The organism is Staphylococcus sp. IVB6181, from assembly GCF_025561445.1.
GTDB lineage: Bacteria > Bacillota > Bacilli > Staphylococcales > Staphylococcaceae > Staphylococcus > Staphylococcus simulans_B.
Window position 1 is genome coordinate 1,504,570 of record NZ_CP095096.1, and the last position, 25,227, is coordinate 1,529,796.

A 25,227-nucleotide genomic window follows, 5' to 3' on the forward strand; every position below is an offset into this window, starting at 1 on the left:
GGAGGCCTATGACATGGAAATCAAAATGCCGAAACTCGGAGAGAGTGTACATGAAGGTACCATTGAACAATGGTTAGTCGAAGTCGGCGACAAAATAGAAGAATATGAACCTATTTGCGAAGTCATTACAGATAAAGTAACAGCAGAAGTACCATCTACAGAAGCTGGTACAATTACTAAAATCTTAGTTGAAGCTGGTGAAACTATCAGTGTTGGGACACCTATTTGCGAAATTGAAGCTGAGGGTGAAGCGAATGCTTCTGATGAATCAAATAATGACATACCATCAGAAACACCCGCTAAAGAAGAAGCACCTGCAAAGGCAGAACAACCACAACCAGCGTCAGCTACAAAAAATGAAAATCAGCCATTAAATAACGGCAGATATTCTCCTGTAGTCTTCAAATTGGCATCAGAACATCAAATCGATTTAACACAAGTAAAAGGGACTGGCTTTGAAGGTCGTGTGACTAAGAAAGATATTGAACATGTTATTAGCAACCCTGACTTGATGTTAGAGCAATCGAATGTTCAAGACAGCACTGCAGCATTAGAAAGTGCAGCAACAGCTGTAAATGCGCCTTCAAACACTGTTTCTGATGATCTTGCTGGAGAATCTATTCCAGTCAACGGCGTAAGAAAAGCCATTGCAAAACATATGGTTGAAAGTGTGACTGAAATTCCGCATGCTTGGATGATGGTTGAAGCTGATGCTACAAACTTGGTGAAAACAAGAAATCATCATAAAGCACAATTTAAAGCAAAAGAAGGTTACAACTTAACATTCTTTGCATTCTTTGTGAAAGCAGTGGCTGAAGCTTTAAAAGAATTCCCAATGCTTAACAGCAGCTGGCAAGGTTCTGAAATCAAAGTGCATAATGCCATTAACATTTCTATTGCGGTTGCAGTAGAAGATAAATTATTCACACCAGTGATTCATAATGCTGATGAAAAATCTATCAAAGGCATTGCACGTGAAATTAATGAATTAGCAACTAAAGCACGTAATAATAAATTGACACAAGCTGATATGCAAGGCGGAACATTTACTGTAAATAATACAGGTACGTTTGGCTCTGTGTCTTCAATGGGTATTATCAATCACCCGCAAGCAGCTATTCTGCAAGTAGAATCAATTGTTAAAAAACCTGTGGTTATTGATGATATGATTGCAATCCGCAATATGGTCAACTTATGTATTTCTATTGATCATCGTATTTTAGATGGTCTCCAAGCCGGTCGATTTATGAATACAATTAAAAATAGAGTAGAACAATTTACAATTGAACATACCTCTATCTATTAATGACGTTTCAGATGAACGAACAGGCATGTTGAACTCTATTAAATTAATTAGTAGAATAAAATAGAACGTTATCATGAACTGAAAGGTGATTTCATTATGGATTTGAATTTTGATTTATATATGAACGATGTAGTTGAACAAGCACGTAAAGAAATAGAAAATGCTGGTTATGAGCAGCTTACAACGCCAGAAGATGTAGATTCAGTACTTAAACAAGATGGTACTTCACTTGTAATGATTAACTCAGTATGCGGTTGTGCAGGCGGTATTGCACGTCCAGCTGCAGAACATGCATTGCATTTCGATAAATTGCCTGATCGTCTAGTTTCTGTATTTGCTGGTCAAGATAAAGAAGCAACACAACGCGCGAGAGAATACTTTGAAGGATATGCACCTTCAAGCCCATCATTCGCACTTATTAAAGATGGTAAAATTACTGAGATGGTAGAACGTCATCAAATCGAAGGACATGACATCATGGATGTAATTACGCAACTTCAAAACTTATTCGAAAAATATTGCGAAGAGCGATAAGAGGGTAGGCAGATGATGCGTTTTAATCCATATAAAATAGGATTTAGAACGATAAAAACTGCTGTGGGAATGGCACTTGGAATTATTATTGCCAAATTAATTGGTTTAGATAATTTTTCTTCAAGTGCCATTTTAGTTGTTTTATGTATAAAACATACGAAAGTCCATTCCCTTCAAGCAATTGTATCCCGTTTTGTATCCTGTGTTCTTATACTAATCATTGGTTCTTTTGCCTTTAGTTTGTTAGGACAAAATGCAATTGTTTTAGGTTTGATTGTATTGTTTTTCATACCGCTGACTGTAATGCTGAAAGTTCAAGAAGGCATTATTACCAGCTGCGTTATCTTGCTTCATGTCTTCAATGCCAAGGTCATCGACTTGCATTTATTCATTAATGAAATACTGTTGCTTATCGTCGGCTTAGGTATTGCATTTATTATGAACTTGATAATGCCGAGTCTTGAGAAACAATTAAAGAAATATAAGCATACAATTGAAAAGCAATTCACTGAAACTTTCTATTCATTCAGCAAAGTTTGCTATGACACTGACTTTAACTTAAATGTGCCGTTAAATGAAATAGAGAAAGAGATACAAAAGGCGAAATCGTATGCGTTCAGAGATGTTAAAAATCATTATGTCAGAAATGAAAACTCATATTATCATTATTTTGATATGCGTGAGGAACAACTTGAAATTATCGAACGTATCGAACAACTTCTTAAAAATATCAAATTTGAAGATAAGATGGTGCGCCGTTTAGGCAATCTATTTGCGGAAATAGCTAAAAATGTGAACAGCAACGATTATACTGCAATGCGTTTATACTCGCTGTATGAGCTTCACTTAGACTTATATGACCAAGCGTTGCCGCAATCAAAAGAGGCATTAATCAATAGAGCCAATGAAATACAAATTGTGAATGAACTAGAACGCTATTTGCAAATCAAATCTCACTTTGGTTCATTGAAATTATATGATGAAATATAAAAACAGAGTATGACCTTATATTCGCTCATGAATATATGGTCATACTCTGTTTTTAATGCTACTGCATTAATGGTGCTAAACTTGATAAAATCAACGCTACAATAACAGCAATTAACATGACAATAATAACTACTTTTGAAACTTTTCCTTTAAACACGTTATTCTCCTCCAACATAAGCTTTCTAAGTATTAATAAATATAGTACATTATTCTAAATCAAAATGGCAGCCTTTTCAATGTACAGTTTATAAATTATTATATCATGAATTTAACCTATGTTTTGAAACATATAAGTTTTCTGAATATGATTGTTGATATACACTATAGATATATGCGAAAGGGGTTATGACATGATTAATGAACAACGCTTACTTAATACTTTTTTAGAATTAGTCCAAATCGATTCAGAGACTGGACACGAAGAGATAATTCAACCGATTCTAAAGAAAAAATTGGAAGACTTAGGTCTTAAAGTAGAAGAAGACCATGCAGGTGATCAACCTGATTTAGGCGCAAATAATTTAATTTGTACCTTAGATGCGACAGAAAACCAATCGAACACCCAAAAAATCTACTTTACCAGCCACATGGATACAGTAGTTCCAGGTATTAATGTAAAACCGATTGTTAAAGATGACGGATACATTTATTCAGATGGTACGACTGTATTAGGCGCAGATGACAAAGCAGGTCTTGCTGCTATATTCGAGCTTATCCATGTTATCCAAGAAAATAATATTCCGCATGGGCAAATTCAATTTGTCATCACAGTAGGAGAAGAATCAGGATTATTAGGTGCTAAAGCTTTAGATCCAAAACTTCTGGATGCTGAATTCGGATATGCAGTCGATGCAAGTGCGCCAATTGGTACGACTGTATTGGGTGCACCGACTCAAATGAAAATCAGTGCGGTCATCCATGGTAAAAAAGCGCATGCCAGTACGCCGAACAAAGGGGTTAGTGCGATTAATATCGCTGCTAAAGCTGTAAGCAAAATGAAATTAGGCCAAGTAGACGAGGAAACTACTGCTAATATCGGCAGTTTTACTGGCGGTTCAGCAACAAATATCGTTGCGGATGAAGTGACATTGCATGCTGAAGCAAGATCACATTCCAATGAAAAAATCGAAGCACAAATCGAGCATATGAAAAATGTGTTTACAGAAACAGCAAAAGCTTACGGATGTTCAGCAGATATTGAAACTACAAAAAGCTACCAAGGCTTTAAAGTTGCTGAAGATGCAAAAGTAACACGCTATGCCATAGAAAGTGCTGAAAGTCTAGGCTTAAGCGGTAATACAGTCATTGCCGGCGGCGGTTCTGACGGGAATATCATCAATGCTTTAGGTATTCCTACAGTCATTATCGGTATCGGTTATGAAAACATTCACACAACTGAAGAACGTATGGAAATCAAATCATTGAATTTATTAGCACAACAGCTTGTAAAAATCGTTGAACTTGTCAGTGCATAGTTACAAGCTTGATTATGTGAGCAGAAATGCTAATTGTGATACAATAAGATAGAAAATTTTAACAAAGAGAGGTAAGTAATATGACGCAACAAATTGGTGTAGTCGGTTTAGCCGTAATGGGTAAAAACTTAGCTTGGAATATTGAATCTCGTGGCTATACAGTATCTGTATATAACCGTTCAAAAGAAAAAACAGATACAATGGTCGAAGAATCTAAAGGTAAGAACATTCACCCCACTTATTCTTTAGAAGAGTTCGTAAATTCATTAGAACGTCCTCGCAAAATTTTATTAATGGTAAAAGCAGGTCCAGCAACAGATGCGACAATCGAAGGATTATTACCATTATTAGATGACGGCGATATTTTAATTGATGGCGGTAATACAAACTACGAAGATACTATCCGCCGAAACAAAGCATTAGCAGAAAGCGGCATTAACTTTATCGGTACAGGTGTATCAGGCGGTGAAGTAGGCGCATTAACAGGCCCTTCAATTATGCCTGGCGGCCAAAAAGAAGCATATGATAAAGTCGCTGATATTTTAGAAGCAATCGCTGCTAAAGCAGACGATGGTGCACCATGTGTAACTTACATCGGTCCAGACGGTGCTGGCCACTATGTAAAAATGGTACACAATGGTATTGAATATGCAGACATGCAATTAATCGCAGAAAGCTATGCATTAATGAAAGATGCATTACACATGTCTCATACAGAAATCGCTCAAACATTTAAAGATTGGAACGCTGGAGAGCTTGAAAGCTATCTAATTGAAATCACAGGTGAAATCTTCAACAAATTAGACGAAGACGGTTCACCATTGGTAGAAAAAGTGATGGATAAAGCAGGTCAAAAAGGTACAGGTAAATGGACATCTATTAACGCACTTGAACTAGGTGTACCTTTAACAATTATTACTGAATCTGTATTTGGTCGTTTCATCTCTTCAATGAAAGAAGAACGTGTAGCGGCTTCTAAAGAATTAACAGGACCTTCTCCAAAATTCGAAGGCGATAAAGAAGAATTCTTAGAAAAAATCCGTAAAGCTTTATACATGAGTAAAATCTGTTCTTATGCACAAGGCTTTGCACAAATGCGTAAAGCAAGCGAAGAACGCAACTGGAATTTACAGCTTGGCGATTTAGCTATGATCTGGAGAGCAGGTTGTATCATCCGTGCACAATTCTTACAAAAAATCAAAGAAGCTTACGACAATAATCCAGAGTTGCAAAACTTATTATTAGATCCTTACTTTAAAGATATCGTTACAAATTATCAATCAGCACTTCGCGATGTTGTTGCTGAAAGTGTTGCAAACGGTGTACCTACACCAGGATTCGCTGCAAGTATCAACTACTTCGACAGCTATCGTTCAGAGAACTTACCAGCTAACTTGATTCAAGCACAACGTGACTACTTCGGTGCCCACACTTATCAACGTAAAGACCAAGAGGGTACTTTCCATACACATTGGGCAGAAGAAAAATAATTCAATATTTTAATCAGCACATCGTGCATGTAAAAAGCCGCCAGTGGTTGGCGGCTTTTCTTGTGTTTAATTTCGAATTATTAACGTTTCACATGATAGTTTAAATCAGATAAAGTATTATTGATCATCAGGGTCAATCGGCAGCCATAACTGCATTTTAGTAAATGGATCATCAAATGAGATATCAAACGGATAAATTTCTACATATAAGCTATCAGTCTCATAAGGCATTGTCAGCTGTAATCTAGTTTCAATATAATGCCATGCTTCATTCACCGCAAAATCGATTTCACCTTGCAAATTAAATTTTGCATACTGTCTTGAAGGCAAAAATCTGCTTTCCATATGCGCAGGATAACGTTCGCTTGGGACGCCCGCAAATATTTCAGCACCATTGTCTAAAGGACATTTCACGATAAACAACTCGTGCGGGCTTACATCATTATAGCGTTGCAACTCTTTAATTCTGCCGTCATGCAATAAATCTTCTAAATAGTCTGCTACGAGGAAAGGATTGCTCAATTCCTCTGTATTGATAAATCTTGCATAACCTACTAATGCATAGTCCTCTGATGTTTCTAAACGATAAGTATACGGCGGACGATCCGTTGTAGAAATTCTTAAATACAAACGTTCCTGCATTTTTAATTCATCTTGTTTTAATTTAGCTTGAATAGGAGAGATTCCATGATAATCACTGAATGCATTCGCAAAATCATTGGTGTCTTGATAATGATATTTCTTTGCTATATCAACTAAACGATAGGCACCCACAATGACATCTTCTGCCGCCTTCGTTAATTTTCTCGCTTCTGCATACTCACTAGGAGATAAGCCGACAATCATCTTAAAGGACTGATCTAGATGCATTGGAGAAAGACCAACGTAATCACTTAAATCTTGCAAATGAAAAGGCTCAAGAATCCTATCCTCGATATAAACAATCGCCTGTTGTATTTGCTTGATAACGTCCAAAGTGCTCACTCCTAAAATAACTATTGTTTAATATTATACCGTATTTTTTTATCAGATTCCTATAAAAAAGGGCTAAAAAAGACAAGACAGCGTCATATAGCGACACTATCTTGTCATTAAACACTTTAAATTACATATTATTAGTAAATATCGTCCCACCAATGGAAGCCGTCACGGCTAAGTAATAATTCACTTTTGAGCGGACCGTTCGTACCAGATTTATAGTTAGGGAAATCTGGCGTTACTTGATCCCATTCTTCTTGAATGGCATCTACATATTTCCATGTTGATTTTAACTCTTCCCAATGTGTAAAGTTTGTTGCATCGCCTTTGAGGCAGTCGAATAATAAGTTTTCATATGCATCAACAGTATTCATTTTATCTTGTGCACTCATAGAGTAAGAAAGTTGTACCGGTTCAGTTTCAATGCCTTGTACGTTTTTCTTCGCATTTAAGTGGATAGATACCCCTTCATTAGGTTGGATGTTAATCACAAGCAAGTTAGAATCTAAATGTTTATCTTTTTCATAGTATAAGTTCATTGGTACTTCTTTAAATTCAACGACCACTTGAATAGATTTGCGTTTCATTCTTTTACCTGTACGGATATAGAATGGTACGCCAGCCCAGCGGAAGTTATCAATCATAACTTTGCCTGAAACAAAAGTAGGGGTGATTGAGTCTTCGCTGACACGATCTTCTTCACGATAACTTTTAACTTGCTGGCCGTTAATTTCTCCGGCATCATATTGGCCGCGGACGAAGTTTGTACGCACCGCTTCAGAATCTAACGGATGCAGCGACTTCAACACTTTAACTTTTTCCGCTCTGATATCAGCACTATTCAAACTGATAGGCGGTTCCATCGCCAGCAATGCGACCATTTGAAGCATATGGTTTTGGAACATATCTTTTAACGCACCGCTGGATTCATAATATCCGCCGCGGTCTTCAACACCTAATACTTCTGAAGAAGTCACTTGAATGTTAGAAATGTATTTATTGTTCCATAATGGCTCAAACATCGCATTCGCAAAACGCAACACTTCGATATTTTGAACCATATCTTTACCAAGATAGTGATCGATACGATAGATTTCGTTTTCTTTGAATGATTTTCTTATTTGTTTATTCAACTTCTCAGCAGATGCCAAGTCACTGCCGAACGGTTTTTCAATCACTAAACGTTTAAAGCCTCTTGTTTTAGTAAGGCCTGAAGATTTTAAGTAATCCGTCACTAAACCGAAGAAGTTAGGCGCCATTGCAAGATAGAATAAACGATTGCCTTGCAAACCGAATTCTGAATCAAGCTGGTTGCTGAATTTGAGCAAATCATCATAGCTTTGTTCATCACTGACATCATGCTTAAAGTAAAATACATGGTCCATAAATTGATCAAGGTGTTTTGTATCTTTTACATGAGCTTGAATAGATGATTTCACCTGATTGCGAAATTCATCATTTGAATAGTCACGACGGCCAATACCAATGATTGCAACATGTTCATCAAGGTTATCCTGTTGGTATAAATGAAATAGTGAAGGGAAGAGCTTACGGTGGCTTAAATCACCTGTTGCTCCAAAAATTGTAATCAAACATGGTATATGCTTTCTTTTAGTACTCAAGATTCAAAACCTCAATTCTTTAATAGATATGCTATTATTATAGACTATGGTGCCTGGTTGTAACACATATTTGCTTAAATTTCTTCGTGATTGCCGTTCTATATATGGTACACTAGCGTGTAGAGAGAGGAGCGTTATGATGGAAATTACATTTTTGGGAACTGGAGCGGCGTTGCCAACGAAAGAACGCAATACACAAGCAATAGCGCTCAATTTAGAACCGTATTCAAATTCAATTTGGCTTTTTGATGTCGGTGAAGGTACACAGCATCAAATTTTGCACCATTCCATTAAACTCGGTAAAATCAATCATATTTTTATCTCCCATATGCATGGAGATCATATATTCGGCTTGCCAGGTTTATTGACCAGCCGTTCTTTCCAAGGCGGAGAAGATAAACCTTTAACAATTATCGGACCAAGAGGTATCAAAAATTACGTAGAAATGACATTGCGTGCATCATTATCCAAATTAAACTATCCGGTAACCTTCATAGAAATTGATGATCAGCTGCACTATCATCATGAAGGATTTACAGTCAGTGCTTATGCACTTAACCATGGCGTACCGTCATTCGGTTATCGAATCGAAGCACCGACAACACCAGGGAAAATAGATGTCAGTGCTTTGAAAGCCATCGGTATGGAACCTGGTCCTCAATATCAAGAAGTAAAAGATAATGAAACATTTACGTTTAATGACCAAGTATATGATTCAAAACAATTTAAAGGCGAGGACAAAGTCGGGCCGAAAATTGCAATCTTCGGAGATACTATGCCTTGCGATAATGAGTATATCCTTGCTAATGATGTAGATGTACTCGTTCATGAAGCTACATATATCGATGGAGACCTTTCATTAGCAGAAAGCCATCATCACACTCATATTACACAAGTGCTGCGCTTGCTTGAAAACAGCAATGCTAAGCAAGCTTTGCTGAACCATATCAGCAATCGCTATAACTTATCAGATATAGATGTGATTTATGCAGAACTTCAAGAACAATATCCGCATTTAAAATTTAAATTTGTACGAGACTTTGATGCGTTTGAAGTATAAAAAATGCTGAGGCAGGGGATACACCCAATGTCTCAGCATTTGTTTTATCATTAGTCTTCATTTGATAAGTCTTTACTTCTTTTAACAGCAGCATTGAAGCAATCTTCAAAGATGCCTTCGATGTCATGTTGTGATAAAGCATCTAAACCAGCTTGTGTTGTTCCGCCTTTAGATGTCACGTTTTGTCTTAATTGCTCCATACTTAAATCAGAACGTTCTATCATTTTACCTGTGCCGATAATTAAATTACGGATAGATTCTTCAACTTCTTCTTTATCTAATCCAAGCTTGACACCCGCTTCAACATACTGTTCAAACACATGATACAAGAACGCTGGTCCGCTTCCAGTCACTGCTGTCACTTGATGCAGCGCATCTTCTTGTACTTCTATTTCTGAACCGAATGCATGCACAATATCAATCACTTGCTGACGATCTTCTGAAGCATAATTATCAGAGAAACTGATACCTGTTACAGAATGACCGACTTGTGCATTCGTATTCGGCATAATACGTGCAATCGGATTATCATGTTCTAGTTGTTTTCTGATATACTGAATCGAGATACCCGCCATAATTGAAATGAACTTATTCTCGTCTGCAATATATGGACGGATTCTATCTGCTAAGGCATCAAAATCATAGGGCTTAGTTCCTAAAAATACAAAGTCAGCATCCGCAAGTAAAGATGCGTCATCATAACTATAGTTAACGCCTAATTCATCAGCATAACCTTTTAACACTTCTTCGTTTGAACGGTTTGTGATATAGATATTATTTGGATCAATTACTTTTGATGCAATGATTCCTGAGAAAATGGCATGCGCCATGTTGCCTGAACCATAAAATACAATTTTCATATTTTGATTAGCACTCCCTATATTTTTGATAATTGATATACCAATCATAGCAATATCAATCATTTTGCACAACAATGTAACTTTTAACTTAATTACCCGTTTTTAAACATTATTTATAGATATTAGGAGGATAGAAATGGAACATCTTATCAAAAAGCATTTTGTCGTCACTGGAGGGACCAGTGGCTTAGGCTATGCCATTACCCAACAATTGTTAAAAAAGGGCGCACAAGTCACCTTATTAATAAGAGATGAGCAAAAATATCATAATACGCATTTTCCGACCAATACACATTTACTTGATTATCAAATATGCGATTTGGCACAGCCGGAGGATATAAAACAGCTAGCTTTCAAGCAACCGATAGATGGTGTGATTCATAGTGCAGGGCTGGGTTACTTTAAGCCGATACTAGAGCATACTGAAAATGAAATGTTAGAAACTTATCATATCAACCTGATACATTTCAACTTGCTGCTGCAACAGCTAAAGCCTTATTTCAATCCTCATCCTTACATCGTAGGCATCAGCAGTTTAGCCGCATTTTCAACGCAAACTTCCAGCGGTCATTATGCAGCCAGCAAAGCAGGATTTAATCAAGTCTTAAATACATTGCGGCTTGAAAATCCAAATTATCATGTACTGGTCGTGAATGCAGGTCCCATTCGCACTCCTTTTCATGCAAAAGCAGACCCTACATTGAAATATGCTGCACAAGTTGATAAATGGATGTTGGACCCAAATCAATTAGCACAAGAAGTCATTCATGCAATGACACATAAAAAAGCAGAGCTGAATCGTCCTAAATGGCTCTATTACTTATTAAAGTGTTATCAAGTAAATCCGCGATTCTTCGAAAAAACAGCACCCAACCTCTTCAGCAATAAAGGCAAATAAATAGAAATAAAAACGGCTTATGGTATTACTGCTATAAAATCAACCCTAACTTTGATTTCAAGCATTGCCATAAGCCGTTTTTATAAATTTTAGTTTATCTGTTGATTTAGTTTAAATGATTTGTATAATGCAGGTCTTTAACACGCTCTCTTGCTGCATGCAATCTGTTTAAATCAACTTGTGTTTGATAGTTCTTCACATTTTCTTCAAGCTGTTCAACACTGCTTGCACCTGCAATAATAGACCCTAATACATCTTGTGAAAGCAGATAGTTGAATGTGAGTGCAGATAAATTGTTTTCAATTTCTTTTAGCGAAGCAATAGTACTGCCGAGTTCTTGATAACTATAGTCGAAAATACCATCTTCAAACTTCTGATCTAAAGCTGTATTGCTTTTAGAAGTTAACAGGCCTTTAAAGAGAGGGCCGCGCGCTAATAATTTAACACCTTTTTGATGGGCTTTTTGTATCAAATCTTCTGGACGGTTATCAATTAAGTTGAATTGTGCCATCCATGTTTCGATTTGACTATGTTCTAAATAATAATTGATGACATTAGGACGAATCGATGAAATACCATAGGCACGAATAATACCTTCTTGTTTCAATTCATCAAAAGCGCTGATTGTTTCATCTAACGGATCATCGATTGTTCCGCCATGTAATTGATATAAATCAATTTGATCCACACCTAAGTTTTTAAGAGAACTTTTCACGCTTTCTTTAATATGCTTTTTCGATGGATCCCAAAATGTTGTACCATCATCTTTTAAGTGGTTGCCCACTTTTGTACCGATCACGATATCTTCGGAGTTTTGATACGGTTTCAAAATTTCTCCGACCAATTTCTCATTGATACCTTTGTCATACATATCCGCTGTATCAAAATAAGTAATCCCTAAATCAATAGCACGTTCTATAATTTCTTGTGCGTGTTTCTTCTCAGTACCAAGACTCATACATCCCAGACCTAATTCAGAAATCTCTAAACCGCTTTTCAAAACATTCTTTTGCATGTTGCGACTCCTTTCGATACACTTTAATTGTCTAACACTGCTAGTTTATCAGTCTTTCACTATAGTTAAAAGGAACGTGATTAAAATGGATTTTACAGAAAAGACTTTACACAAACAATCTATCTACAAAGGCAAAATTATTGATGTTGATGTAGATGAAGTACTATTACCTAATGGGGAGACTTCAAAACGTGAAATTGTCAATCACACAGGTGCAGTAGCAGTTTGTGCTTTGACACCTGAAAATAAAGTGGTCTTGGTAAAACAATTCCGCAAACCGATTGAAAAGGTATTATTAGAAATCCCTGCTGGCAAACTAGAAGAGGGGGAAGAACCGAAATCAGCGGCTTATCGAGAATTAGAAGAAGAAACTGGATATATCGCTCATGATTTGAAACAAATTGCGGACATTTATACTTCTCCTGGGTTTGCAAATGAGAAAATCGCAATCTACTTCACTGACAATTTATCAAAAGGAAAGGTCCAATTAGACCCGGATGAATTTGTTGAACAAGTGGAGCTGACAATAGATGAAATCAAGGATTTAGTACAAAATCAACAAATAGAAGATGCCAAAACTTTAATTACATTGCAGCACCTATTATCAGTTTATAATCATTCTAAATAACAAATGAGAATGTGTTGCATTTTCACTCAATTACTGGTAATTTATAGTTAAGTCATTGTTTTACTTTAAAATGATTATAATTATTAGTAGAGGAGTGAGGCTTCCGTGGAAGAACGTTTAAAACGCGTGAAGCAGCAGTTACAAAAATCATCTTATAAATTAACTCCGCAACGTGAAGCAACATTAAGAGTTCTGATTGAAAATGAGGAAGATCATTTAAGTGCTGAAGATGTATATTTGAAAGTAAAAGATAAAGCACCTGAAATCGGATTAGCAACGGTTTACAGAACTTTAGAACTTTTAGCTGAACTGAAAATTGTTGATAAGATTAATTTCGGTGATGGTGTTTCACGCTTTGATTTGAAAAAAGAGGGAGAAAAACACTTTCACCATCATCTTGTTTGTATGGAATGCGGTAAGGTAGAGGAAATCGTTGAAGATTTATTACCGAAAGTCGAAGAGCGTGTTGAATCTGAATTCCAATTTAAAATTTTGGATCATCGGCTTACATTCCATGGCATTTGCCGAGAATGCCAGCAAAAGAAGAAAAATAGCTAGGTTAAGATAGAAGGTGGACTGTATTGGAAACGAATTTTGATAATATCATTGAAGAATATTTAAAGTTCATCCAAATTGAGAAAGGTTTAAGCGCAAATACGATAGGTGCCTATCGCCGCGACTTAAACAAATATAAAACTTACCTGGAGCTGAAAAAAGTCAGTAATATCGACTTTATTGATAGGGAAACCATTCAACAGTGTTTAGGCTACTTGCATGATGATGGGCATTCAGCAAAATCGATTGCCCGCTTCATCTCTACTGTACGCAGTTTCCATCAATTTGCTTTAAGGGAACGTTATGCAGCAAAAGATCCTACTGTCTTGATTGAAACACCTAAATATGAACGCCGCTTACCGGATGTATTAGATGTGGATGATGTCCTTGCATTGCTTGAAACACCGAATTTAAGCAAAAACAACGGTTATCGGGACAGAACCATACTTGAATTGCTGTATGCGACAGGTATGCGTGTCACTGAATTAATCCATGTCAGAGTCGAGGATGTCAATTTAATCATGGGCTTCGTCAGAGTCTTTGGTAAAGGCAGCAAAGAACGTATTATACCGTTAGGAGAAACAGTGATAGATTATTTAAAAACATATATCGAAACGGTTCGACCTCAGTTATTAAAACAAACAGTAACGGATACACTCTTTTTAAATATGCACGGCAAACCGCTTTCAAGACAAGGTATATGGAAACTGATTAAGCAATATGGTGTGCAAGCTAATATCACTAAAAAGTTAACACCGCACTCATTGCGTCATTCATTTGCGACGCATTTGCTAGAAAACGGCGCGGATTTAAGAGCAGTACAAGAAATGTTAGGGCATTCTGACATTTCTACTACACAGTTGTATACACATGTTTCTAAATCGCAAATCAGAAAAATGTATAATGAATTTCATCCGCGTGCATGAACCGAAAACAGATTTTGGTTCATGCTTATTTTTTGTCTTTCAGCTGTTTTAGTTTCAAAGCTTCTAATCGCGCATTTTCAACTTCATGTCTGTCGCGCAATAAATGATGATCGCATATATAAGGCAGCGTACTCACTTGCTGCATCATAGTGTAATCTGTATAGACTGCTTGGATCGCTTCTGTGAATGCATGAAGCACAGGCAGTTCCATAGGTTCAAACGGTAATTGCTGTTGTGCTGCTTGTGCATAATCTTTCAGCAAACGCATATAATCACTGCCCTTTAAACCGAGGTCTGATAATACATAACGATTTAAATGCGCAACACGATATGCGCGTTGAAAGAGTGTATGTGCGCCTTTATAATTTGCACGTCTATAGTGGTAGCAGCCTGTTGCACATAAAATCAAGCTCACCACAGCATCTGTTTTTGAATAATGGTTTTGTGCTTTCCATGCTTCTTCTAAAATATCGTGGCATAGAAAATAGTGCTGCTTAGTATGAAATTGATAATAAAAGTCGATAAGTGCATGTTTCATCTTTTTTGCGCTCCTTGTTTCTCGTTTAATTATTGAAATGAATCATGTATAATATTGTACTGAATGACATACGCGACTTGCAATTAAAGGAGATACTGCTGAATGTACGAAGTTAAATTAGATGCTTTTAACGGGCCGCTTGATTTGCTGCTGCACTTAATTCATAAATATGAAATCGATATTTATGATATTCCGATGAAATCATTAACAGAACAATACATGAATTATATTCATGCAATGAAAGAATTAGAAATCAATATTGCGAGCGAGTATCTTGTTGTCGCATCTGAGCTGTTAATGATCAAAAGCAAAATGCTGCTGCCGCAACAACCGGATTTATCTGACGAAGCAATAGATGACCCGCGTGAAGAATTAGTAGGGCGTCTGATTGAATATCAAAACTATAAAGAATACACAACTTTTCTGAATGAAATGAAAACACAGCGCGAACAATATTATAGTAAGCATCCTACAGATTTAAGCCATTTAGAATCAACAGAATTATGGGATGAAAACAATACTATTGATTTAACAGAACTGATTATGGCTTATCAACGCATTAAAACAAGAGCTTCTTTCAATACACCAAGACAAGTCACTATCCAAAAGGAAACTTTCACGATTGAACAAGCAACGATGCAAGTATCTGAAAAATTATCACATGCCGCTTCTTTCAACTTTTTCAGTTTGTTTACATTCAATGAAACAACAGAGCATGTGGTCACGCATTTCCTCGCCATTTTAGAATTGTCTAAATCAGGTATCATTCAAATCAAACAAGAAAAGGATTTCTCAGATATTAATATTACGCGAGGTGTAAATTATGGCGCTTAAGCAAAACGGAATATTAGAAGGATTATTGTATACGGCAGGTGATGAAGGCCTGGAATCAAAACAATTACAAGAAATCCTGGACGTCTCAGAAGAAACATTAGAAACGCTAGTGGCTTCCTATGAATCACCTGGGCTGATGATTCATCAATATGGGTCCACTTATGTTCTGACAACCAAACAAGAAATTTCAAGCTATATTGAACAGTTAGTAAAACAGCAGTCAAAAATGAAGTTGTCTCAAGCAGCTATGGAAGTTTTATCTATTATCGCTTATAACCAGCCTGTAACGCGAAACGACATTGAAATCATCAGAGGTATCAACTCTGACGGCGCTGCAAAAACACTTATTGCACGAGGCTTAGTAGAAGCGAAAGACGAAGAGAGTTCAAGAAGCCAGCAGCTTTATACTACACCGTTATTTTTAAATGTATTCGGCATGAAAAATATCGATGAATTACCTACGACAGAAGAAGAAGAGGAAGAAATCGAATCATTCTTCAATAATTTAATTAACCAAAAAGGAGATAATAATGAGTAACGAATTAGAGAGAGTACAAAAGCGTATTGCGAACAGCGGCTATACGTCTAGAAGAAAAGCAGAGACATTAATCGTTGAAGGAAAGGTGCAAGTCAACGGGGAAACTGTGACGGAATTAGGTACTAAAGTCAAACCTTCAGACAGTGTAGAAGTAGAAGGGGTAAAATTAGAACAAGAAGATAAACTTTATATTTTATTCTATAAACCTGCACAAGTTATCACAAGTGTTTCAGATGATCGCGGAAGAAAGGTAGTCACGGATTACTTCGAAGATTTAGAAACGCGTATCTATCCGGTAGGGCGATTGGACTATGATACTTCAGGTTTGCTGATACTGACGAATGACGGAGAATTTACAAACTTGATGACACATCCGCGCTACAAAATCAAAAAGAAATATGTCGCTAAATTAAAAGGCTATTTAATGCGCGATGAAGTGAAACAATTAGAAAAAGGTATCCAATTAGAAGACGGCAAAACACATCCGGCAGAAGTAAAAATCAAGAACCAAAACAAAGAAAAGAATACTACATTGGTTGAGATTACAATTTCAGAAGGCCGTAACCGACAAGTACGCCGTATGTTTGAACATTTCGGCTATGAAGTAACGAAATTAACGAGAATCGAACTTGGCGGATTAACATTGAAAGGCTTGAATGCTGGAGAAGGCAGAGTACTTACGCCGCATGAAGTGAAAAAATTACGTAATTTAGCCGCAAATGGCTAGAATACAAGCATAAATCAAAAAGTTTGTGAAATTATGCACGTATTATGTTAATCTATTTTTATTCCCAAGGTTACAATTAACTTGTTGATATATGCTTATGTTATAATATGCCTTGAAGTGAAAAAATCATCTATTAATAGTGTTTCTTTATTTAAAACAAAACTATAAGACGATGATGAATGGAGTATATCAAGCGAATCAAATAGGAGTAAGCGCACTGTAAGGCGGTTGGAATTAACCAGACAGAATTTCCGTTGGTTTTATAACTTGCGCTTTAGTATTGATTTGCTTGTATAACTCATTTTAATTGGATTTTTTATGGGAGGTACAATATCTATGACAAAAATTCTTGTCGTTGATGACGAAGAAAGAATTCGAAGATTGTTAAAATTGTATTTAGAACGAGAATCTTTTGATATCGAAGAAGCTCGAGACGGCAAAGAGGCTTTGGACTTAGCCTTGAATAATGATTATGCTTGTATCTTGTTAGACTTGATGCTTCCCGAAATCGATGGAATTGAAGTTGCGAACCGCTTAAGAGAGTACAAAGAAACGCCAATCATTATGCTGACTGCAAAAGGCGAAGAAACTAACCGTGTTGAAGGTTTCGAGTCTGGTGCAGATGATTATATCGTTAAACCATTCTCTCCAAGAGAAGTTGTTTTGAGAGTTAAAGCACTTTTAAGACGTACATTGACAGCAACATCAGATCAAAACGAACCGCATGCAAGAGATTTAATAGAGTTTAAACATTTGGTGATTGATAATGATGCACACCGTGTCCTTGCAGACGGAACACAAGTCAACTTGACACCAAAAGAATACGAACTCTTAATTTTCTTAGCCAAAACACCGAATAAAGTATTCGATCGCGAACAATTGTTAAAAGACGTTTGGCATTACGAGTTCTATGGGGACTTGCGTACTGTAGATACTCACGTCAAACGCCTCAGAGAAAAATTAAACCGTGTCTCATCAGATGCTGCGCATATGATACAAACTGTATGGGGCGTAGGTTATAAATTCGAGGTTAATACCGACGATGAAACGACTCAATAATGTCGTAATTAAACTGTGGTTAACTATTATTTTAATAGTAACGACAGTTTTAATTTTACTCAGTGCTGCTTTAATAACATTTATTCAGCAATATTATACGCAAGATACTGAACAATCTTTAGTAAATGATGCGCATCGTATCAGTAATTTATTAGAGGAATCTGATAATAAATCACTTGCGATCAAACATAGCAAAACACTGATAGAAGGCCCGAGCGGGTTGATTATCATGAAAAATAAACATGATGAATATTATAATTCGCATTCTAAACTTAAAGATAAAATGATGGATGTTATTAAAAAAGACAGTGGTTTGAATCATGTATTCAGCGAACATAAAAAAGCTTCAAAACATATAGAACTAAAAGTTAACGGCAAAAAACATACTTACGTTTTAGTGGGGTACCCTGCGAAAATTGATGAAAACAATCAAAGCGGCGGTGTGTTTATCTACCAAGACCTAAAAAGCATTGATGATACCAACAATGTGATTACGATTATTATTTTAGTAACAGCTGTAATTTTCTTAATCATCACAACGGTATTCGCATTCTTTTTATCATCTCGTATTACTAAGCCGCTGCGTCAGCTCAGAACACAAGCCACTGGCGTATCACAAGGCAACTATTCATTAGTCAATACGATTAATACGAAAGATGAAATCGGCGAACTTGCCCATTCATTCAACTTAATGAGCAGTGAAATTCAACGTCATATCAACGAAATTTCAGCTTCGAAAAACATTAGAGAAAGTCTCATCAATTCTATGGTCGAAGGTGTACTTGCAATTAATGAAGATAGAAAAATCATTCTATCCAACCAATTAGCAGAGCAGATGGAAAAAGATCTAGAAGGAGAAAACAAAGCTGCCTTCATCGATCAAATCAATCAAACCTTTGAAGAAAAAGAAAACCAATTCAGAGAGTATGAAGTGAATAACCGTTATTACGTGGTCATAATGAGTTATATTGATCAGTTCCAGCCTAACGGAAGCAGCGGTATTGTAGCAATCATTCGAGACATGACCAATGAACATCAGCTCGACCAAATGAAAAAAGACTTTATTGCGACAGTATCCCATGAATTAAGAACACCGATTGCGTTATTACAAGGCTATACAGAATCGATTGTCGATGGCGTCGTTTCTGAACCTGAAGAAATCAAAGAATCACTTTCGATTGTGTTAGATGAAACACAGCGTTTAAACAGATTAGTTAATGAATTGTTAAATGTTGCCAGAATGGATGCTGAAGGATTGTCTGTGCATAAGGAAGTTCAACCGATCAGCCAATTATTAGAACGCATGCATTTGAAATACCGTCAGCAAGCTGAAGAATTAGACATTGCAATTGAATTGGCACCAAATACCAATCATCAGTTATGGTATTATGACGAAGATCGTATGGAACAAGTACTGACTAATCTTGTAGACAATGCGACACGTTATACAGCACCAGGAGATTCTATTACCATCACTACAGACGAAGATGAAGACTATGATATCTTGTATATTGAAGATACCGGCAGCGGTATTGCGCCAGAGCATGTTGAATTAGTCTTTGATCGCTTTTATAAAGTAGATGCATCCAGAAAACGCGGTAAAGAGGGAACAGGCTTAGGCTTATTCATCAGCCGCATGATTGTTGAAGCGCAAGATGGTACCATCAGTCTTACAAGCGAATTGGGCAAAGGTACTACATTTATTATCAAATTGCCGAAACCGCCTAAAACACAATAGACAGCTTAAACCTTGGAGATTCCTCCAAGGTTTTTGATTGCTTATCCTTAGTTATGCAATCAGATTGAAATTGTGAGATAAATCGGATACAATAAATAGGAAAAATAAAATATAAATGAAATTCATCTTCGGGGTCGGGTGAAAGTCCCAACCGGCAGTAAATAAAGCCTGCGACCTGTATTTATCTCTGTGATAAATATGGCTGATCTAGTGAGATTCTAGAGCCGACAGTATAGTCTGGATGGGAGAAGATGGAGGGTTTATTTGTTGTGCAATAAAATCCTCCTATTCACGTAGATGAATGGAAGGAGTCCTTATGAATCAACAAAAGAACAAACGTTTTATCGTTATCAGTATGTTGAGTGCAGTTGCTTTTATTTTGATGTTTATCAAATTTCCATTACCGTTTCTGCCTCCATACCTCACATTAGACTTTAGTGATGTACCTGCATTATTAGCAACATTTATTTTCGGTCCGGTAGCCGGAATTATTGTAGAACTTATCAAGAACTTATTGAACTTCTTATTCAATATGGGCGATCCGATAGGTCCTGTTGCAAACTTTGCGGCGGCAGTGAGTTTATTACTCGTTGCGTATTATGTAAGCAAAGCAGTGAAAAGCCGATACAGTATTATCATCGGACTTTGTGCTGGTATTGTCGCAATGACGATTGTATTAAGTATTTTAAATTATTTTGTTTTATTACCGTTATACGGAATGATTATGAATTTAGGCGATGTTGTAAGGAACTTAAAAATCATCATCGTTTCAGGTATTATTCCATTTAACATCATCAAGGGTATTGCGGTATCAGTGATATTCCTGTTGCTGTTCAAACGATTAAAAAATGCCTTAAGATATTAATTGATATATTAAAGCCCCCGGGAAACATTTTCCCCGGGGGGTATTTTCATAATGTTGAACACTTAACAAGTCTTCAACTTTCAATCTATTTTTAGCGAAGATTACCAAACTGGTAAAACGATTGAAAATTTATTCGAATTTTAAAGCATCACCATCAAATGGTTCATCTGCAATTTTAATAGAGTCTGTAGGGCAACCTTCGTCTGCGTCTTCTAAATCCTCATAAAGTTCTTCAGGAACCGGTGTAGTTCCTTCATTATCGTCTAAGATGACATATGCAATACCTTCGTCATCATAGTCGTAAATATCAGGTGCCGCTGCACCGCATGCGCCGCACGCAATACATGTATCCATATCTACAATCGTATATTTAGCCAATTTACTTCGCCTCCTTCTTTAAAAATGCTACACTGATAGGGTAATTTATATTTTAACACCAGTTTATCTTTTTTCAATACTATAGGTCATAGGTGATGATTGATTTGAAAGAAATAATTCAATACATAAAAAATCATACATTCCATTATAAAACACATAAAAGTATCTACAATATACTCATTGGTGCTAAAACACATCAAACATATTTTGATGGGTGTAGCCAACAACTTTTATCATTATATCATAGTCAGCCAGATTTAAAATATACATCATTCGAACGAATCTTTGATGAAATAGAGACATCTGATACCAAAATTCCTTTGAAAATATCTACACGGTATACGTTTGATAGTATTCAAAATACTTTCCAAGTACTGCAATTACTGATTCAAACCATTTCATTCAAACATCATCACACACTTGAATTTATACCCGTTTCTCAAGTCAGTAAAGTTCAAGATCGAGCAAAATCATTATTTTATAAAATTCAGCACCAAACATTGGATGATCAATTCAAAAATGAAGTTTACCTGCTGTTTGATCTGCTTAATCAAACCCAAACACAATCTGTACTGCATTATTTCTTGCAAGGCTATGACGAAATCATGTACACCAATCAGCAAGTCAGTTTAATCGAAGACATTAATATGTCTGACTTAGCAATCATCAAAATGAATGACCTCGTAGAAATGATGCATTTGTTAGAAGATACATCGACTTTTCCGTTATTGTCTCAAATGATTATACTGCCTTCACTCTCATTAAATACAAAAGATACCTTTAAACTCGTACAATCCGGATTGACCTTTGATGAGATTGCACAAAAAGAAGGGGTAAAAGTCAATACGATAGAAGACCATATATTAGAACTTTATATCAAAGGTTATTTATCGGATTACGATGCTTACTTAAAAGAGGATCAATTTCAAGCTTTCCAATCTTTCTTTAAACAACATAGCAATGAACGCTTGCGAACGTTTAAAGCTGAGTTTCCGAAAATGAGTTATTTTGAAATCAAATTAGCGATAGTCTTAATCGCCAGGAGGGAAAAGACGTGTTAAATAAAGCTTTGAAACAATGGTTCGGATTTGATGCTTTTAAAGAAGGGCAACAAGCAATTATTCAAAATGTACTGGACCATAAAAATACGTTAGGTATTTTGCCTACAGGCAGCGGTAAAAGTTTATGCTACCAATTGCCGACGTATATTAAGCAACAACCGACTTTAATTATTTCACCTTTAATCTCTCTTATGGATGATCAAGTCATGCAGATGAGAAAAAATGGAGAGCGTTCAGTCAGTTATATCCATTCAGGGATGAGTTTTGAAGAAAAGCAGAAAAACTTAAAGCGTTTGAAGCATTCTAAGTTCATCTTTTTGAGTCCCGAATTTATACTCCATCAAGATAATATCAAATGGATTACTTCCATCAATCTAGGTATGATTGTTTTAGATGAAGCACATTGCATTACTGAGTGGGGTTATGATTTCAGACCGCATTATGCATTGATTGGTGAAATTACAAAACGTTTCAAGAAAGCAACAGTCTTAGCACTGACAGCAACTGCACCTTTGCATTTAAAAGAAGATATTGAATCCATTGTGCAATCTGAGTTTGATGTTGTTAAAACAAAGATGAGCAGAGACAATATTATGTTGTCGCATATCAATTTTGATAATGATGCACAAAAAAATGAATGTCTGAAAGCCGCGATACAAACAACCGGTCCGACTATTATTTACGTATCTTCTAAGAAAAAATGCCGAGAACTTGCACAGATGATTTACGATGAAGGCTATTTAACGGGTATCTATCATGGCGATTTATCATATCAAGAACGTCAAACTGTCCAGCAGCAATTCATACAAAATAAAATTCCGATTATTGTAGCGACAAGCGCATTTGGGATGGGGATAAATAAACCAGATATCCGCACTATTATTCATTATCATCTGCCTGTCAGTCCTTCAAGTTACATTCAAGAAATCGGCAGGGCAGGTCGTGATGGACAACTCAGCCAAGCTATCAGTCTGTATCAACCTGATGATTATTTCTTGTTAGAAACGATATTGTTTGCGGATGTAATTACAGATGACGATGTTGCTGCAATGTTTGCAGGTGTTGAGTTACCGCCTGAAAAGCAGCAAATCATTAAAATTTTAGCTTCTCGCTATAACCAAGAAGAAATACAAGCAATTTTCAAAGTGTCCGCAAATCGCAAACAAGAAGGATTGCTTAAGATGATGGGGTATAAAAACTTAAAGACCTGCCGACGTAATTACCTCATGTCTTATTTCGGGGAATCCGTATCTGAAATTGAACATTGCTGCGATAATGATCAAACAGTTGAATCCATCCATGTTCCGAATAAAAAGAAAGTCGCGAGAAAAATGGATTATTTAGAAAAACTCAATCAAATCTTCATATAAATTTAAACTTTAAATTTCATTTACATGTTAGTGTGAAGAAATAGTAGGTTCTACCTTGATTTAGGGTATTGTTTGACAATTATCTCGCAAACCTACATTCTAAGCATTATATTTATATTTTCTTATGTATATCAGTGTCTCATACAAGTATAAATTGCTTTGCTAAGTATGTATTGCAAGTTATAATTAGGTTGTAAGGTGTGTTTTTGCCCTTCTTATTTGGGGTATGAATACTACATATGTAAAATTAATATTTTTTTAATAAAGAAAGGATGATGGCGTTGTCAAATAACAATTTTAAAGATGATTTTGAGCGCAACCGTCAATCAATTGATCCTAAACCATCACATAAAAACTCTGGTCATTTAGACAAGTCAATTGACGAAGAAGCAAATCATCAAGAAGAAAACTTAAAAGAAAAGCAGGAACAACATTTCCCGCCAAGAAATGCACACAGAAGACGTCAAAGACGTCGTTCAACAGCAACGCATCAACGTGAAGAACGTCAAGATACAAACGAAGACCTACATAAAGAAGAGGAAAAAGCACAAGCTGATTCTAAACAAAATGGGCAAGGTCATGTGTCTGAAACAGTAAAAACTAATAAAAACAATAAGAAAAAAGCAGGCGGTGCGGCGGCTGGCAGTGTCGGCGGCGGTATTATCGGTAAGAAATTACAGCAAAACCACGATAAGAAAGAAACAAAAGCTGACGAACCGGTAAAAAATGAGGAACATCGACACCAAGAACCTCAAAAAGATAAACCATCTCATGACAATTCCGGTAAAAAAGCGGCAGCTGCTGGGGCTGCAGGTGTTGCAGGCGGTGCAGCTGCTGGTAAAGCTGCTCAAAGCCACTCTGACAAAAAAGAAAACGACAGAAAAGAACACCAAGATGCTGAACGCTCTGATGCTAAAGACCATGATAAAAAAGATAATTCTGGTAAAAAAGCGGCAACTGCCGGGGCTGCTGGTGTTGTTGGCGGTGCTGCAGCAGGTAAAGCTGCTCAAAAACACTCTGATAAAAAAGAATCTGAAAAGCACAAAGATCAAAAAGATAATAAAGGCAATACTGGCAAGAAAGCAGCGGCTGCTGGGGCTGCAGGTGCAGTCGGAGGTGCCGCAGCAAGCAAATCAGCGCATGCCGGTTCAGGCAATGGCGGCGGTACTGGCAACGGCGCAAATAACGGTCACAATGAACAGCCTAAGAAAAAGGGCGGCGGCATGAAGAAATTACTTCCATTGCTGTTAGGTCTCTTGCTATTAGCCGCAATTGCTATCTTCGGCGGTATGGCACTGACTAATCAAGGCAGCGACAAAGCTCAAGATGATCAAAAAGTAGCACAACAATCAAACAAAGATAAAGACAAAGCAAAAGACAGCGATAAAGATAAAGCAGCAGCAGACAAAGATAAAAACAAAAAAGAGGAAGACAAAGCAAATAGTTCAGGTGATAGTGCATCATCAGATTCAGATGGTTCTGATGCACAAGACCAAAGTGCCTATGATGCACAAAACCAACAAAATGCTGGACAAGGTCAATATGATCAAAACAATCAATATAACCAAAACGGCCAAGCACAAAATCAACAAGCACAACAACAGCAACAAAACCAAGGCGGTCAAACACATACCGTATATGGTAAAGAAAACTTATACCGAATTGCAATTCGCTATTACGGTGAAGGTACACCAGAAAATGTTGAAAAAATCAAACGTGCTAATGGCTTAAACAGCAATAATATCTCTAATGGACAACAACTTGTGATTCCTCAATAACAAA

Annotated in this window: 25 protein-coding genes and 1 riboswitch; of the genes, 19 read left to right on the plus strand and 6 right to left on the minus strand. The window is 36.5% G+C overall.

Annotated elements, in window-relative coordinates:
* The first annotated feature begins 13 nt into the window (after positions 1 to 13).
* The 5 genes from MUA90_RS07370 to gndA all read left to right on the plus strand — a co-directional run bounded on the left by MUA90_RS07370 (position 14) and on the right by gndA (position 5,795).
* Entirely contained in the window at positions 14 to 1,306 is a 1,293-nt protein-coding gene (locus MUA90_RS07370) for a dihydrolipoamide acetyltransferase family protein (RefSeq protein ID WP_262586027.1), read from the plus strand.
* A gap of 96 nt (positions 1,307 to 1,402) precedes the next feature.
* Complete coding sequence (gene brxB / locus MUA90_RS07375; RefSeq protein ID WP_262586028.1) at positions 1,403 to 1,840, plus strand: bacilliredoxin BrxB; 438 nt, start codon at positions 1,403 to 1,405, stop codon at positions 1,838 to 1,840.
* Between the two features lie 12 nt (positions 1,841 to 1,852).
* Positions 1,853 to 2,830 carry an aromatic acid exporter family protein gene (locus tag MUA90_RS07380; protein WP_262586030.1) on the plus strand — a complete coding sequence of 326 codons (978 nt, stop codon included), beginning with the start codon at positions 1,853 to 1,855 and terminating at the stop codon, positions 2,828 to 2,830.
* A gap of 350 nt (positions 2,831 to 3,180) precedes the next feature.
* Positions 3,181 to 4,305, plus strand: a complete 1,125-nt coding sequence (locus MUA90_RS07385; protein WP_262586032.1) for a M20/M25/M40 family metallo-hydrolase — start codon at positions 3,181 to 3,183, stop codon at positions 4,303 to 4,305.
* 80 nt (positions 4,306 to 4,385) lie between these two features.
* Positions 4,386 to 5,795 (plus strand): NADP-dependent phosphogluconate dehydrogenase, encoded by a 1,410-nt coding sequence (gene gndA, locus MUA90_RS07390; protein ID WP_114603307.1) that lies wholly within the window; start codon positions 4,386 to 4,388, stop codon positions 5,793 to 5,795.
* A gap of 117 nt (positions 5,796 to 5,912) precedes the next feature.
* Here the strand turns inward: gndA and MUA90_RS07395 are convergent, their stop codons facing one another.
* Together MUA90_RS07395 and zwf are read right to left on the minus strand one after the other, a co-directional pair.
* Entirely contained in the window at positions 5,913 to 6,770 is an 858-nt protein-coding gene (locus MUA90_RS07395; RefSeq protein WP_105992728.1) for an AraC family transcriptional regulator, read from the minus strand.
* Between the two features lie 140 nt (positions 6,771 to 6,910).
* Positions 6,911 to 8,395: a glucose-6-phosphate dehydrogenase gene (zwf, locus tag MUA90_RS07400; protein ID WP_262586035.1), complete on the minus strand. Its 1,485-nt coding sequence runs from the start codon at positions 8,393 to 8,395 to the stop codon at positions 6,911 to 6,913.
* Positions 8,396 to 8,534: 139 nt separating this feature from the next.
* Here zwf and rnz point away from each other — a divergent pair, with 139 nt between their 5' ends.
* Positions 8,535 to 9,455: a ribonuclease Z gene (gene rnz, locus MUA90_RS07405; RefSeq protein WP_262586036.1), complete on the plus strand. Its 921-nt coding sequence runs from the start codon at positions 8,535 to 8,537 to the stop codon at positions 9,453 to 9,455.
* A 50-nt stretch (positions 9,456 to 9,505) separates the two neighbouring features.
* Here rnz and proC read toward each other — a convergent pair whose 3' ends face one another.
* Positions 9,506 to 10,315, minus strand: coding sequence for a pyrroline-5-carboxylate reductase (gene proC, locus MUA90_RS07410; protein ID WP_262586039.1), 810 nt, complete (start codon positions 10,313 to 10,315; stop codon positions 9,506 to 9,508).
* Between the two features lie 136 nt (positions 10,316 to 10,451).
* Between proC and MUA90_RS07415 the strand changes: the two genes are divergently transcribed.
* Entirely contained in the window at positions 10,452 to 11,213 is a 762-nt protein-coding gene (locus tag MUA90_RS07415) for an SDR family NAD(P)-dependent oxidoreductase (RefSeq protein WP_262586040.1), read from the plus strand.
* A gap of 106 nt (positions 11,214 to 11,319) precedes the next feature.
* Here the strand turns inward: MUA90_RS07415 and MUA90_RS07420 are convergent, their stop codons facing one another.
* Positions 11,320 to 12,228 carry an aldo/keto reductase gene (locus tag MUA90_RS07420; protein ID WP_262586042.1) on the minus strand — a complete coding sequence of 303 codons (909 nt, stop codon included), beginning with the start codon at positions 12,226 to 12,228 and terminating at the stop codon, positions 11,320 to 11,322.
* An 85-nt stretch (positions 12,229 to 12,313) separates the two neighbouring features.
* On the opposite strand from MUA90_RS07420, the gene MUA90_RS07425 reads away from it, so the two are divergent.
* The 3 genes from MUA90_RS07425 to xerD all read left to right on the plus strand — a co-directional run bounded on the left by MUA90_RS07425 (position 12,314) and on the right by xerD (position 14,337).
* A complete protein-coding gene (locus MUA90_RS07425) occupies positions 12,314 to 12,856 on the plus strand; it encodes an NUDIX hydrolase (protein ID WP_262586044.1) in 543 nt (180 codons plus the stop codon).
* A gap of 105 nt (positions 12,857 to 12,961) precedes the next feature.
* A complete protein-coding gene (locus MUA90_RS07430; protein ID WP_105992735.1) occupies positions 12,962 to 13,414 on the plus strand; it encodes a ferric iron uptake transcriptional regulator in 453 nt (150 codons plus the stop codon).
* 23 nt (positions 13,415 to 13,437) lie between these two features.
* Positions 13,438 to 14,337 carry a site-specific tyrosine recombinase XerD gene (gene xerD / locus MUA90_RS07435; RefSeq protein WP_262586046.1) on the plus strand — a complete coding sequence of 300 codons (900 nt, stop codon included), beginning with the start codon at positions 13,438 to 13,440 and terminating at the stop codon, positions 14,335 to 14,337.
* A 25-nt stretch (positions 14,338 to 14,362) separates the two neighbouring features.
* Here xerD and MUA90_RS07440 read toward each other — a convergent pair whose 3' ends face one another.
* Positions 14,363 to 14,875, minus strand: coding sequence for a DUF309 domain-containing protein (locus tag MUA90_RS07440; protein WP_262586047.1), 513 nt, complete (start codon positions 14,873 to 14,875; stop codon positions 14,363 to 14,365).
* Between the two features lie 102 nt (positions 14,876 to 14,977).
* Between MUA90_RS07440 and MUA90_RS07445 the strand changes: the two genes are divergently transcribed.
* The 6 genes from MUA90_RS07445 to MUA90_RS07470 all read left to right on the plus strand — a co-directional run bounded on the left by MUA90_RS07445 (position 14,978) and on the right by MUA90_RS07470 (position 20,636).
* Positions 14,978 to 15,709: a segregation and condensation protein A gene (locus tag MUA90_RS07445; RefSeq protein ID WP_105992738.1), complete on the plus strand. Its 732-nt coding sequence runs from the start codon at positions 14,978 to 14,980 to the stop codon at positions 15,707 to 15,709.
* Complete coding sequence (gene scpB, locus MUA90_RS07450) at positions 15,699 to 16,247, plus strand: SMC-Scp complex subunit ScpB (RefSeq protein WP_105992739.1); 549 nt, start codon at positions 15,699 to 15,701, stop codon at positions 16,245 to 16,247. Before MUA90_RS07445 ends, scpB begins: the two co-directional genes overlap by 11 nt.
* Complete coding sequence (locus MUA90_RS07455) at positions 16,240 to 16,974, plus strand: pseudouridine synthase (protein WP_262586050.1); 735 nt, start codon at positions 16,240 to 16,242, stop codon at positions 16,972 to 16,974. Before scpB ends, MUA90_RS07455 begins: the two co-directional genes overlap by 8 nt.
* A gap of 336 nt (positions 16,975 to 17,310) precedes the next feature.
* Complete coding sequence (locus MUA90_RS07460; protein ID WP_105992741.1) at positions 17,311 to 18,033, plus strand: response regulator; 723 nt, start codon at positions 17,311 to 17,313, stop codon at positions 18,031 to 18,033.
* Positions 18,017 to 19,771, plus strand: coding sequence for an ATP-binding protein (locus MUA90_RS07465; protein WP_262586053.1), 1,755 nt, complete (start codon positions 18,017 to 18,019; stop codon positions 19,769 to 19,771). Before MUA90_RS07460 ends, MUA90_RS07465 begins: the two co-directional genes overlap by 17 nt.
* A 120-nt stretch (positions 19,772 to 19,891) precedes the next feature.
* A riboswitch (FMN riboswitch) is annotated at positions 19,892 to 20,028 on the plus strand.
* A gap of 59 nt (positions 20,029 to 20,087) precedes the next feature.
* The gene (locus tag MUA90_RS07470; RefSeq protein WP_262586055.1) at positions 20,088 to 20,636 is read left to right on the plus strand and encodes an ECF transporter S component; all 549 of its coding nucleotides are present in this window, start codon (positions 20,088 to 20,090) and stop codon (positions 20,634 to 20,636) included.
* 129 nt (positions 20,637 to 20,765) lie between these two features.
* Here MUA90_RS07470 and MUA90_RS07475 read toward each other — a convergent pair whose 3' ends face one another.
* A complete protein-coding gene (locus MUA90_RS07475) occupies positions 20,766 to 21,014 on the minus strand; it encodes a ferredoxin (protein ID WP_105992744.1) in 249 nt (82 codons plus the stop codon).
* Positions 21,015 to 21,109: 95 nt separating this feature from the next.
* On the opposite strand from MUA90_RS07475, the gene MUA90_RS07480 reads away from it, so the two are divergent.
* The 3 genes from MUA90_RS07480 to MUA90_RS07490 all read left to right on the plus strand — a co-directional run bounded on the left by MUA90_RS07480 (position 21,110) and on the right by MUA90_RS07490 (position 25,223).
* Positions 21,110 to 22,075, plus strand: a complete 966-nt coding sequence (locus tag MUA90_RS07480; RefSeq protein WP_262586057.1) for a helix-turn-helix domain-containing protein — start codon at positions 21,110 to 21,112, stop codon at positions 22,073 to 22,075.
* On the plus strand, positions 22,069 to 23,445 hold the full coding sequence (locus MUA90_RS07485; RefSeq protein ID WP_262586059.1) for a RecQ family ATP-dependent DNA helicase: 1,377 nt from the start codon (positions 22,069 to 22,071) through the stop codon (positions 23,443 to 23,445). Before MUA90_RS07480 ends, MUA90_RS07485 begins: the two co-directional genes overlap by 7 nt.
* A 281-nt stretch (positions 23,446 to 23,726) precedes the next feature.
* Positions 23,727 to 25,223 carry a LysM peptidoglycan-binding domain-containing protein gene (locus MUA90_RS07490; RefSeq protein WP_262586060.1) on the plus strand — a complete coding sequence of 499 codons (1,497 nt, stop codon included), beginning with the start codon at positions 23,727 to 23,729 and terminating at the stop codon, positions 25,221 to 25,223.
* Positions 25,224 to 25,227 lie beyond the last annotated feature (4 nt).